This window comes from Flavobacterium endoglycinae, assembly GCF_017352115.1.
Classification (GTDB): domain Bacteria; phylum Bacteroidota; class Bacteroidia; order Flavobacteriales; family Flavobacteriaceae; genus Flavobacterium; species Flavobacterium endoglycinae.
This window is the reverse complement of record NZ_CP071448.1, coordinates 4,175,875-4,188,834: the sequence shown is the minus strand read 5'-3', so window position 1 is coordinate 4,188,834 and position 12,960 is coordinate 4,175,875. Positions and strand designations below refer to the sequence as shown.

Below are 12,960 nucleotides of genomic sequence, written 5' to 3'. Positions count from 1 at the left end.
AGCCCTCATTTACAAAGATGCACTTATCGCAAAAGCCCTTCGACTTCGCTCAGGGCGACAACGTGTAACTGAAACTTTCACTGCGACTGAACACTAAACCTATTGAATTTTAGATGCCAAAAGATAAATAACCGCCATTCTAATCGCTACACCATTCTCAACCTGATTCAAGATTACAGAATGATCAGAATCAGCAACTTCAGAAGTAATTTCTACTCCTCTGTTGATTGGTCCTGGGTGCATGATTACGATTTCTTTTCCTAGAGAATCTAAAAGAGGTTTGTCTACTCCGTACTGTTGTGCATATTCACGTGTTGATGGGAAGAAATTTACATCCATACGTTCGTTTTGTACACGAAGCATATTGGCCACATCACACCATTCTAAAGCTTTACGCAAATTAGGTTCAACCGTAACGCCAAGCGATTCAATATATCTCGGAATCAGCGTCTTTGGTCCGCAAACTTTTACTTCTGCACCTTGCATCTGCAAAGCATATATGTTGGATAAAGCTACTCTCGAATGCAGAATATCGCCTACGATTACCACTTTTTTCCCAGCTACATCACCTAGTTTTTCTCTGATCGAATAACTGTCTAATAAAGCTTGAGTTGGATGTTCGTGTGCACCGTCGCCTGCATTTACAATACTTGCTTTGACATTTTTAGATAAAAAATAAGCCGCTCCGGGATTGGAGTGGCGCATTACAACCATATCTACTTTCATTGAAAGGATATTATTTACAGTATCAATCAAAGTCTCTCCTTTTTTAACTGATGACTGAGCTGCAGAAAAACTGATTACATCAGCAGATAAACGTTTCTGCGCTAATTCGAAAGAGAGTTTGGTTCTGGTACTGTTTTCGAAGAAAATATTGGCAATAGTAATATCTCGTAATGAAGGAACTTTTTTAATCGGTCTATTAATGACTTCTTTAAAATGATCTGCCGTTTCAAAAATCAGGTTAATATCATTCTCATTGATATATTTTATTCCTAATAAATGATTTACGCTTAATTCTTTCATGTTTAATGTTTAACTGTTTATTTGTTGAATCGTTTAATCGTTTGCTTTGCGATTAAACAGTTAACCGATTTAACGATTAACTATTTTTATAATTTTTAATTGAGTAATCGAAATGAATCGATTAAACAATTAACCGATTAAACGATTAACCAACTTTAATTTGTCACTAAGTGAACAACATCTTCGCCATCATTTTCTTTCCAGCTTACAATCACTTTTTCGCCATTAATAGCATCTACCTGACGACCGCGGTAATCGGGCTGAATTGGCAAATGACGGCTGAAACGTCTGTCGATCAAAACTAGCAATTCAATTTCTGAAGGTCTTCCAAAAGATTGAATAGCAGTTAGCGCAGAACGAATGCTACGGCCTGTAAACAAAACGTCATCAATAAAAATGACTTTTTTGTCTTCAACTATAAAATTGATTTGAGTTTTATTGGCTTCAAGTGGTTTTTCTGTACGACGAAAATCATCTCTAAAAAAAGTAATATCCAAATACCCCAAAGAAATTTCAGGAACTTGGTATTCATTTTCTAATATTTGTTTTAAACGTTCAGCTAAAAAAACGCCTCTTGGCTGAATTCCCACTAAAATAGTATTTGAAAAATCAAGATGTTTTTCGATTAACTGACAAGCCAAACGGTGAAGTATGATAGTAACTTCTTTTGAATTAAGTAATACTTTCTGGCTCATAATTAATTGTAATGATTGGTCGGGCAAATATACGGAATCTGATTTTATTTGTTGGGGTGTTGGCGTTGGAAATATTTTTCATCGTAAATAATAAAGAATCATATTTAAAAAACAAATTAATATTCAAGAATAAATCTTATTTTTAATACTAAAATTATATCGAATGGCAATTCTAGAGATTTATGAAATTATATGATTTATTTTTTAGAGTAATAATCGCTCTGATATTACTGTCCATATTATCTTTCTTTAATAATATAACGAAGAGTATTATTGAATTTATAGAAAATACATTAACAATCACTTCAACAAGAAAAAATGAAAATATAATTACATTAGTTATTTACTTAATAATTGGAACAATTTCACTTATTATAATCATTAAAGACAATCAATATTTTAGCGAAAATTACGACGTCTCTCTAATAAGAAAATTTACAGCATCGATATTCAGATTAATTGGCTTTGTGTCTATTTTTTTTATCTTATTTTCAATCTATCTCTTAATGTAGTCAATAACGTAACCCAAGTAAAAACTATTTAGCTTTTAAATAAAAATGTTAAGGTAATGAATCCAGATTTTAATAAAACCACAATTGATACTTTAGCAAAAAGAGCAGGTTATAAATGTTCCAATCCAGATTGTAGAGTAAATACTATTGGACCAAATTCAGATCCTGAAAAATCAACAAAAATAGGCGAAGAGCTGAAATAAATAACTCAATTTGGTTATGTAGAAATTGTCATAAACTTATTGATTCTGATGAATTAAGATATTCAGCTAATATTCTATAAGTACTTTTAAATCGAATTCAAAAACTCAAAATCATAAAAATATAGCAAGAACTAATAGGAGAATAAAAAATGAATTTTTACCAAAAAGAAATAAATCGCATCAGCAAAATCTGCTATAAAAACGAAGGACAGATTAAAACTGTAATTCGTACGAAGAAATTCATTGAAAACAACTTTGAACAAGAACTGAATTTGGATGTCCTTTCTGATTCTCAATTCACATCTAAATTCCATTTATTACGTTTATTTAAAAAATACTACGGCATGACGCCGATGCAATATTTGATTGATAGAAGAATAGAAAAATCTAAAGAATACTTACGAAATGGGATGCCTGTAACTCAAACTTGTTTTGCTGTTGGATTCGAAAGTCCGAGTTCGTTTAGTACTTTATTCAAAACCAAAATTGGAATCGCTCCAATGGAATTTCAAAAAAGAGCAATTTTTGCAAAGTAAGTCGGAATTGATTTTACAAACTTTGCATCAATCAATTTAAAAACATAAAAAGATGAGAGTAAAAGTTATCGGAATTCCAGTTCAAGATCAAGAGATTGCATTACAATTTTATACAGAAAAACTAGGTTTTATAAAAAAACATGATGTCCCTTTGAGTGAAAACAATAGATGGTTAACAGTCGTTTCTAAGGAAGAACAATTTGGAACTGAGATTTTATTAGAACCATCGCCAAATCATTTTGAACCAGCTAAAACGTATCAGAAAGCCCTTTTCGAAGCTGGAATTCCATATACACAATTCAACGTTGACAATATCGGAGAAGAATATAACCGACTTATAAATCTCGGCGTAGAATTTAGCATGAAACCCACTGAAATGGGAACGGTTAAAATTGCTATTTTAAATGATACTTGCGGCAATAATATTCAGCTTATTGAAATGTTGTAAAACCCAACAAATCGTATGAGAAAAAGTAGTAAACAATTTATATCTAAACCCAAAAATATTTTTCTATTAGACAGCTTGAGGGCTTTTCTTACTACTATTCTACTCTATTTTCTCCTTAGAAATTTCAGCGGATTTTTCGGTTTATCAAAAGATGTTTTTGAATACCTTACAATTATTTCTTTACTTTTTTCATTTATTCGATAAGCTGCTATTTGCTGGTTAAGAAAAATTGGAAATCATTTTTAAAAATAATATGTACAGCTAATATTCTTTATTCTGTTTTGACATCGGGAATTATACTTTATTATTGCCAAAGTATTTCAGTTTTTGGCATTGTTTATTTTTTAGCAGAAATTGTGGTCATTATAAGTTTGGTCTCTTTAGAAATAAAAACAATAAAACAACCGTGATACTTTTCAAAATTCCATAGGAATGAACAATATTGTAGCAATGGATTTTAATCCGTTGTAAAATTTAACGATTAGAATAGAGTTCCGTCGGAACGATTCATTTTTATAAATATGTAAAAATATATCGAACCTACGGCTCTTTTTATCTTGCGATTTAATCTAACCGGATTAAAATCCGGCCCTACAATATTTTTCGAGCCGATGGCTCTTTTTTCCATTTCTTTCTATTGAAAGCCAAATCAAAATCCTAAAACATTTCCAAAAAATTCTATAACACATTTTCCTGAATCTTGAAGTAATTTTAATAGTGAATTTAAAAACTCAAAATCATGCAAAATAAAATACTAAGATTGTTAATGGTATTCGTTATACTGTTTTCATTTACAAGCTGTGAAGTTATTGGAGACATTTTTAAAGCCGGAATGGGATTCGGGATTTTTATCGTAATTTTTATTATTGCGATTATCATTTGGATCTTTGCCAAGGTTTTCAGAAAATAAAAAACAAAAAAAATCCCAAATTTCAATATAGAATTTGGGATTTTTTATTTGTAGAACTTTGTCAAAGTTGCAAGTTCAGTTTAGAATTTGGAAGTTGGACTCGAGCGTTAGCGAACAGGCGAAGCAATTTCCAAAATTGTAATTTTATAGATTGTACATCTTCTTTCTTTGTTCCTGAATCTTTTCATCATCAAGATATTCGTCAAATGTCATGTAACGATCGATAACTCCGTTTGGTGTCAATTCTACAATTCGGTTACCAACAGTTTGTGCAAACTCGTGGTCATGTGTTGTGAAAATTACAGAACCTTTAAAGTTTTTCAATGAGTTGTTGAAAGCGGTAATAGATTCCAAATCTAAGTGGTTTGTTGGTTCATCAAGCATTAAAACGTTAGCACGCTCCATCATCATTCTAGAAAGCATACAACGTACTTTTTCTCCTCCTGATAAAACTCGGCTCGTTTTTAAAGCTTCTTCTCCAGAGAAAATCATTTTCCCTAAGAAACCTCTAATGAAAACCTCATCACGTTCTTCTTCTGTTTTAGCGTACTGACGTAACCAGTCAACTAAAGTTAAGTCATTTTCGAAGTATTTGTGGTTTTCAGCTGGCAAATACGCTTGGTTGGTGGTAATTCCCCAATCGAAGTTTCCAGAATCTGCCTTTTGTTCGTTGTTTAAGATTTCATAAAAAGCTGTTGTAGCACGTGAATCTTTAGAGAAAAGAACGATTTTATCGCCTTTTGCCATATTCAAGTTAATATCTTTAAATAAAACTTCTCCATCTACAGAAGCTGATAAGTTTTCTACATTTAAGATTTGATCTCCCGCTTCACGATCCTGATCAAAGATAATCGCAGGGTAACGACGGCTAGAAGGTTTGATTTCGGCAATGTTTAATTTCGAAATCATTTTTTTACGAGAAGTTGCTTGTTTCGATTTAGCAACGTTTGCACTAAAACGACGAATAAATTCTTCCAACTCTTGTTTCTTCTCTTCTGCTTTTTTGTTTTGCTGTGCACGTTGTTTTGCTGCTAATTGGCTTGACTCGTACCAGAATGTATAGTTTCCTGAATAATGATTGATTTTTCCGAAATCAATATCAGAAATATGTGTACAAACCGCATCTAAAAAGTGACGGTCGTGAGATACAACGATTACAGTGTTTTCGTAGTTTGCCAGGAAGTTTTCTAACCAAGCGATTGTCTCGAAATCCAAATCGTTGGTAGGCTCATCCATAATCAGCAAATCTGGATTTCCGAAAAGTGCCTGCGCTAAAAGCACACGTACTTTCATTTTTCCTTCCATATCAGCCATTAAAGTATAATGATCTGCTTCTGTGATTCCTAAGTTAGATAACATCGCTGCAGCATCAGAATCAGCATTCCATCCGTTCATTTCTTCAAATTGAACCTGAAGCTCTCCAATTCGGTCTGCATTGGCATCATTATAATCTAAATAAAGTTCATCCATTTCTTTTTTAACAGCGTACAGCACTTTATTTCCCATTAAAACGGTTTCCAAAACAGTATGCTCATCGAACATGTTGTGGTTCTGGTTTAAAACCGACATACGTTTGCCCGGCTCCAAATGGATGTGTCCAGAAGTTGGGTCGATATCGCCCGAAATAACTTTTAAGAAAGTAGATTTTCCAGCACCATTGGCTCCAATAACTCCGTAAATGTTTCCATGAGTGAAAGTTGTATTTACTTCATCAAATAAAACTCTTTTACCAAATTGAACTGATAAATTATTGACTGTTAACATGAATGTCTTTTTAATTAATTTGGTGCAAAAGTAGTGAAAAAGGTTCAGAGTTGCAAAGATACGAAGGTGCTAAGGTTTTTATTTTAACCATATAAGTAATATAAGTTCATTTAAAACTAAACTTACAATTTAAATACTCTTAAAATTCAGCAAAATTGTAATCTACAACATCATCAAATTAAACTTATATCTCTTATATGAGCTTATATGGTTTAAAACTTCACAATTTACTTTCATTCTCTAAAGCTACTTCTAAACTTTCGAAATTTGGAAGCACTTTTGAAATCATTCCTTCTTTGTTGATGATAAAATGTGTTGGAAACGAATTCAGTTGTAAAGCAGTATTCATATATTCTTTCATATCTGGAATTACAGAATAAGATAATGGTTTTCTTACCAGAAATGTTTTTAATTGTTCTGGAGAATCTTCGGCTAAACTCATGAAAACAATATCTTTTCTGTCTTTGTAATCTTCAACTAATTTATTGACTTGCGGAAATTCTCTAATACATGGCGTGCAGTGAATGTACCAGCATTTTATTACAATGATTTTTCCTTTCATAGATTCATTGGTCACCAAATTTCCGTTTAAGTCTTTAAAAGAAAACTGCGGAAAAGCAGTTCCTTCCATTTTGAAGTTTTTGTACGCATCAAAACCTATTTGGTTAATGGTTGCTTTTATGCTGCTATCGGTTTTGGGCTGAATTTTGAAAAGTTTGTAAATGTAAACCTCTGCTTCCGATTTTAATCGAACTGGAATGAAGTTTCCGTTTGCCAATTGATCTAAGAAAGTTTCTTTTGAGATTTCTTTTGATGATGAATCCAAAGCGGTAAAATCTCTAGAAAGCATTATTTTTTTACTTTGATAAACGGACCAATCTGTAAAAGTTTTTTGAATTTGAATGGGATCGACTTCTGGATTTCCGAATTTATTTTGAGCAAAAGAAGAAGTAGAAATTAGAAATGTAATTATTATAATGATTGAATTTTTCATGAAGATTTATGCGAAAATTATGGTTTCAAAAGTACGATTTTTTTTAACCGCAAAGGCGCAAGGGTTTACGCAGAGTTCGCAAAAATTTTTAATCTAAAACATACTCAAAAATCTCCATAAAACAAACATTTATAAAGCTTTGACACAAATCTGTGTCACACTTTAAATAATTACTTTTTAAATTTGTAAAAAAACAACACAATGACTACACAAAACCTTTCAAACAAAATTGACGCCAGATTAAATGATTTTTTTACTGATAAAATCGATAGTAAAGAGATGGCAAAAATAATCCGAGAAGTAAATAATGCGCTTTCATTATGTGTTATGAGAGGATGTGAAACTATAGAATCTGAAATCAAGAATATTGATGATAATTTTTATTGGCTCAATAAGCTTGCAGAAGTTTTAGATCCTTATTTAGAAACTTAATGTTTATAAACTTCCATTGGATGAAAAAAATAGATTTTAACACATACGATCATAGCTTTTGTTTTGAAAAAAAGAGAGCGGAAGAAACAAGTTTCCAAACATAGCTAAACTATCTGCATTTAAATTAGTGAAACGTCTTTTTAAGTTCCCTAAACTATGTTTCTATGTGTTGAAAATAATTTCGCCAAACTGGTAAATAAAATTCTTTAAATAAAAAAACCTGGCAGTAAAACTACCAGGTTCATAATGCGCATCTTTAGGCAAAAACCAAATAACAAATTACCTAAAGCCGCATTTGTTCGAAATAAAAATCAGCTAAAAAATAAATAACCAAACTCAATTTTAACCGTCCCATCTTTTTATTTCTAATTTTTCAATCATTCTTTTAGTTTAAAAAGTTCATTACTTTGAATGATTTTTTGTTTCCTGCTTTGTCTGTTACTACTACTAAAAACAATTGTTTAGATGAGAAACTTTGATCGTGAAGCAGTACTTCTTTATTATTTTGAATATTTCTGTGGCTTACTAAATTTTGCCCTAAAACATTGAATACCTCAACCTGAGCGATTTCTTCATTTTCATTTGAAACTGATAATGCATTGTTTTTGAAATACGCTATCGTTGCATTGTTTTTTGAAGAAATATCCTCAAGCGCCAATGTTTTTGCTGCTGACTGCGAAGCAAAGTAATTTGCGTATGCTTTTGATAATTCAGATGAATTTCCGCAAGAAGATGCGTCCCAGTTTACAGACCAAGTCATTAAACCTCTTAAAGAAGGATATGGTCCGCCTGGCTGCATAGTGTATGTTCTGCCAGAGAAAGTAGTTCCGGTTCTTAAATAATGCATTGCGTTAATTCCTTCTGTTGGTGTTAGATAACCGCTTCCTGCCGCACTTGGACAAGCTGGTAGTGCAATAAGGACTTTTGAGGCTGGAAGACCATCAAAATGCATTCCTGTTGAAGCAATGTTATATCCTTTTATAATCATATCAGTTAGAGCTGTTACCATGTTTGACTTCTTAGCTGTGCCATAATATTGACCGTCTAATCCGTTTTCTCCTCCTGTATTATATAATTGCACTGCTAACAAATCCAATTCATTACGTAAGTTTTGAATAATTGGAAGGAACGAGCCAAAAGTATCTGTATAAGTAGTATATCCTCCTTGAACGTATTGTGTTTCTGGAGCTGCAGTTAATAAGAATCCAGGACCATAATACGCTTTTAATTCTTTGAAAGCATCTACTACGTTTTTCAATCTTGGATAAGCAGAAATACCTGCATAAGAAATATCTCTTAAACCTCCAGCGCTAAAATTCATCGATCCGCCTTCAAAATCAATATCAACTCCATCAAATTGATATTCGTCGATAATTGCTTTTAAACCATTAACGAAAATATTTTTCTGAGTTACATTTTCTAAAACAACATGACCATTTTGACCTCCAATAGAAACAATAACCGGAACACCGCTGTCTCTTAAAGATTTGATGTCATTTTTCAGCAATTGCTTATTGAAAACACCATTAGTCAAATATCTAGTGTCATTCGTAGTCAATATTGGTGTATAACCATCACGATTAACGGTTTCTACGAAAGAATAATCCACTACGTTAAATTTACTTCCCACCATTTGAGAGAAATATAAAAATGGAGCAGATGCATTTTCCCAAGAATGTGCATACCCTAAAATAATTTTAGAAGGAAGCGGAATGAATCTATTAGTGCTTACCGGAGCAATTTTAATAGTATTGTTTAAAGTAGTAACAGCAGCTTTATTATCGGTTGCTTTGATTACAACTGGATAATCTTGATAAGCAGATGGTGTAAAATTATACGTATAGGTATTATTTGTACCTGCTGTCATGTTAAACGTACCTCCATTTATGGTTATTGTAACACCAGAAACAGTACCATCACTATCTACAGCTGTAACTGAAATTGGCACAACTTGAAAAGAGCTTTGGGTAACAGTAGTATTCGATGGTGAATTCCATGTAATTACAGGCAGTGAATTAGGACAGTTTGAACCTGAACAATTTAATGTAAAACTATATGTTTTTGCATCTGTTGTTCCGTTTGAGGCAGTAGCCGTAACAGTTAAAGTATGAGAAGCCGAAAACTGATTTGCTGCTGGTGTCCAAGTCGATGTATAAGTACCTGAAGAATTTGTAGCACTTATGGTTTGCCCATCTAAACTAAATACAACAGATGAGATTGTAGTGGCGTCTGCAGCGCTTAATCCAACAGTTGCCACAAAATTAATTGATGATCCTAAATTTATAGCAATCGCCGAAGCTGTTGGTGCTGTAATAGTTACGACTGGTTTAGTTGCAACCGTAGCTTGTCTATTAAAATTATAAACTGTTGGACTTGTTGGAACTGCAAAGTTGGCCAAATTATTTGGGTAATACGTTACTTCACCATTTTCCCATGAATTTAATTTCAAACTTAAAATTTGCGTATAACCTGCTACAACTGAATTATCAAAAGTATAATTTCCTGATGCATCTGTTGTGGCTAAAACGCTTTTCCAGTTGTGTGTGTTATCTGTCCAAGGCAAAACAATTTCTACTTTAGCACCTGCAACTGGAGTTGTTCCGTTTTTAACACTTCCGCTGATTAAGTTTGCCAAAACCTGTGCAGATTTTGCTGTTGAGCTTGTATTAAAGTTGTAAACCGTTGGATTTGCAGGAACTGCGAAGTTGGCCAGATTGTTTGGATAATAGGTTACTTCTCCATTCTGCCATGTGTTTAGTTTTAAACTTGTAATTTGCGTATAACCATCAGTAACTGAATTATCAAAACTGTATTTTCCTTGCGCATCTGTTGTTGCCAGAACACTTTTCCAGTTATGCGTATTATCTGTCCAAGGTAAAACGATTTCTACCTTAGCGCCTGCAACTGGATTTGCACCGTTTTTAACCGTTCCGCTAATTTTACTTGAACTTACTACAACATCTTGTGCGAAGTTCAATGTTTTATTTGCATTCAGATTCGAATATACTGTTGAAGCCGGAGTAAAAGTTTGTCCTGTTAAAGCAGCTGTTACCGTATAATTTCCTCCTGAAGGTAAACTTAGAGAATAGGCTCCACTTGAATTTGTAACAGCTGTGAAGTTTCCTCCTGTTGAAGATGCTGTAACTGTTACACCAGAAACTGCAGCTGTTCCGTTAAGAACTGTTCCGCTTACTGTGTAGTAAACTATTGCTGCGCCTTGTGTAAAATTCAATGTTTTATTTGCATCAATTGCATTGTAAATTGTTGATGCTGGAGTATATGAAAATCCTGTTTTTGCAGCTGTAACGGTGTAATTTAGTCCAGCTGTTAAACCTGCAACACTGTAAACTCCGCTTGCATTTGAAGTTGCTGTTAATGTTGTACTGCCAGAAACCGCAGAAACGGTTACACCAGAAACTGGAGTTGTTCCGTTAAGAACTGTTCCGCTTACTGTATACGTTGGCTGTGTTCCGTTAATTACAACAGCAGTCTGGTTTACCGTAACATTTGTTAACGTTACTGGAGTAAAAGTATAACTGCTTTTTGATGCTGTAAGTGAATAGTTTTGTCCCGAAGTTAAGCTGTTGAATGTAAAGTTTCCTGTTGCAGAAACTATTGTTTGAATCACAACATTAGAAGCATTACGTAATTCTACCGTAACATCGGTTACTAAAGCTGATCCGTTTTTAACCGAACCCGAAATGCTTACTGTTCCTGGAACAGCGCTTCCAAATGAAGTATCTACCTGAGTTAATAATGAATTAGGGATTGAACCTCTCGTATCTTGAGATAATTCCCAAATCATACCCCCAGCTAAATTTCTAGATTTAATGTATTGCACTTTTAAATCCATGGATTGTTTATCTTCATAAGAGATAAACTCTTTTGTAGTAGCATTATATAAATAAGGAACTTTTGTGGTATTGTCAAAATATCTTACCCATCCGGCTGAAGCTGCAGATGGCGTTACTAACATCGTATTTGGATCTAAATAAGGATGTGAATTCGTAACTGGATTTCCAACTAAATCGCAAATTTCAATACTTCCAGATTTCTCACAAGCACCAGAACCATCCCATGTTCCTGTTGGATTCTGCGGGTTAGTACATCCTCCCACAATATCTCTTGGAGCAGAAACGAATAATCCGTTTGTTGAGTTAGCAGCAACGTGATCGAATTTTTTTCCGTAAAAAGGCAGTCCCATGATTAATTTATTGGCAGGAAAACCAATTACGTTTAAATATTGATTAGTTAATTCGTCTAATGATTGTGTTGCACCATACAATGGATCGTTTGGATTTCCACTTGCGTATAAAGGAGCATTGTAGCATGTTTTATCATACCAGTTTCCACCAAAATCATATCCGAAATAGGTAATATAATCACAGTAAGTCGAAATATCTTCGGTCATACCGTATTGTGCTCTATTGTTTGGCCCTAAATACTGTTTTGAAACGTTTCTAACATTGTTTCCTGCAGCAATAGTAACTAGTTTATTCGGCATTGCCTGACGCATGGCTTTTAGCAGAAGAACTAAATTTTTATTATCATCTGGGCTGTATTTTTGTGGAGGCACAGGTGATCCATTTACTATTTCCGTTCCATCAGTTCCGCCAGAAAGAGGATATTCCCAATCGATATCGAAACCATCAATAAACGGATAAGTCACAATGAAGTTTGCCATATCTGCTGCCAAAGCGGCTCTTGCAACCGGGCTGGCTGCAATTGGAGAAAGATCCTGACCTTTTGTCCATCCTCCTACAGATATTAAAATTTTAAGATGAGGATACTTTTCTTTTAATTTTTTCAAATCATAAAAGTTTCCTTTAACCGGAGCATCCCAAGGAATTCCGCCTTCCATATGCTCAAAATCAGCATATGTGTCAAGGCATTTTAATTTTGTGTTCTCAGGATGAGCGGGATCAAAAGTGGTCCCGTAAAAAGAATAATTTAAATGCGTCAATTTGCTTCCATCGATTTTCGGAACGTTGAAATCCCGGGCATAAATAGACCATTGCGCATAATATCCCACTACTTTTTTTCCGTGAGCCGGCTGGGCTAACGCGAGTAAGGGAAACAATAACAAAAAGAGTAATCTGTAATAATGTTTCATAATTAATAAATATTGGTTAATAGAAAATAAATACTTGGGCCATAGCTGGTTATTCATCAGCCAGGTTTCACTCAACTACAGGTTGGAAGGCTGCTGTTGGTTGGAAATAAACTCAAATTACATTCTATAGATAAATATTACTATTTCTGATTCATTCGTAATCATTAGCAAATAGCAGTGATTGATATTTATTTATAATTCTAAAAATTAATCGTAAATACAAATGATAAATTGGGACTACTCATCAATCTATACTCTCGTTTGTCATGTTTTGTGGAATTCTTTTTATTTGGTTTTTAAGGGTTAATAAATTATTTCAAGGGCTTA

At 33.4% G+C, this 12,960-nt stretch carries 10 protein-coding genes; 5 read left to right on the top strand and 5 right to left on the bottom strand.

Annotated elements, in window-relative coordinates:
• Window positions 1–99: 99 nt before the first annotated feature.
• Both J0383_RS18630 and pyrR read right to left on the bottom strand, forming a co-directional pair.
• Entirely contained in the window at window positions 100–1,026 is a 927-nt protein-coding gene (locus J0383_RS18630) for an aspartate carbamoyltransferase catalytic subunit (RefSeq protein ID WP_029273654.1), read from the bottom strand.
• 155 nt (window positions 1,027–1,181) lie between these two features.
• Window positions 1,182–1,721 (bottom strand): bifunctional pyr operon transcriptional regulator/uracil phosphoribosyltransferase PyrR, encoded by a 540-nt coding sequence (gene pyrR, locus J0383_RS18625; protein ID WP_144219125.1) that lies wholly within the window; start codon window positions 1,719–1,721, stop codon window positions 1,182–1,184.
• Between the two features lie 568 nt (window positions 1,722–2,289).
• Here pyrR and J0383_RS18620 point away from each other — a divergent pair.
• The 4 genes from J0383_RS18620 (at window position 2,290) to J0383_RS18605 (ending at window position 4,330) form a co-directional block, all read left to right on the top strand.
• Complete coding sequence (locus tag J0383_RS18620; RefSeq protein ID WP_207295470.1) at window positions 2,290–2,436, top strand: hypothetical protein; 147 nt, start codon at window positions 2,290–2,292, stop codon at window positions 2,434–2,436.
• Between the two features lie 149 nt (window positions 2,437–2,585).
• On the top strand, window positions 2,586–2,972 hold the full coding sequence (locus J0383_RS18615) for a helix-turn-helix domain-containing protein (protein ID WP_207295469.1): 387 nt from the start codon (window positions 2,586–2,588) through the stop codon (window positions 2,970–2,972).
• 52 nt (window positions 2,973–3,024) lie between these two features.
• Window positions 3,025–3,420 carry a VOC family protein gene (locus J0383_RS18610; RefSeq protein ID WP_207295468.1) on the top strand — a complete coding sequence of 132 codons (396 nt, stop codon included), beginning with the start codon at window positions 3,025–3,027 and terminating at the stop codon, window positions 3,418–3,420.
• Between the two features lie 739 nt (window positions 3,421–4,159).
• Window positions 4,160–4,330, top strand: a complete 171-nt coding sequence (locus J0383_RS18605) for a hypothetical protein (protein WP_207295467.1) — start codon at window positions 4,160–4,162, stop codon at window positions 4,328–4,330.
• A gap of 144 nt (window positions 4,331–4,474) precedes the next feature.
• On the opposite strand, the gene J0383_RS18600 is transcribed toward J0383_RS18605, so the two are convergent.
• Both J0383_RS18600 and J0383_RS18595 read right to left on the bottom strand, forming a co-directional pair.
• Window positions 4,475–6,094 (bottom strand): ABC-F family ATP-binding cassette domain-containing protein, encoded by a 1,620-nt coding sequence (locus tag J0383_RS18600; protein ID WP_207295466.1) that lies wholly within the window; start codon window positions 6,092–6,094, stop codon window positions 4,475–4,477.
• Between the two features lie 220 nt (window positions 6,095–6,314).
• The gene (locus J0383_RS18595; RefSeq protein WP_207295465.1) at window positions 6,315–7,088 is read right to left on the bottom strand and encodes a TlpA family protein disulfide reductase; all 774 of its coding nucleotides are present in this window, start codon (window positions 7,086–7,088) and stop codon (window positions 6,315–6,317) included.
• A gap of 201 nt (window positions 7,089–7,289) precedes the next feature.
• Here J0383_RS18595 and J0383_RS18590 point away from each other — a divergent pair, with 201 nt between their 5' ends.
• Entirely contained in the window at window positions 7,290–7,520 is a 231-nt protein-coding gene (locus tag J0383_RS18590) for a hypothetical protein (protein ID WP_207295464.1), read from the top strand.
• A 385-nt stretch (window positions 7,521–7,905) separates the two neighbouring features.
• Here the strand turns inward: J0383_RS18590 and chiA are convergent, their stop codons facing one another.
• The gene (chiA, locus tag J0383_RS18585; RefSeq protein WP_207295463.1) at window positions 7,906–12,633 is read right to left on the bottom strand and encodes a T9SS-translocated chitinase ChiA; all 4,728 of its coding nucleotides are present in this window, start codon (window positions 12,631–12,633) and stop codon (window positions 7,906–7,908) included.
• Between the last annotated feature and the right edge of the window lie 327 nt (window positions 12,634–12,960).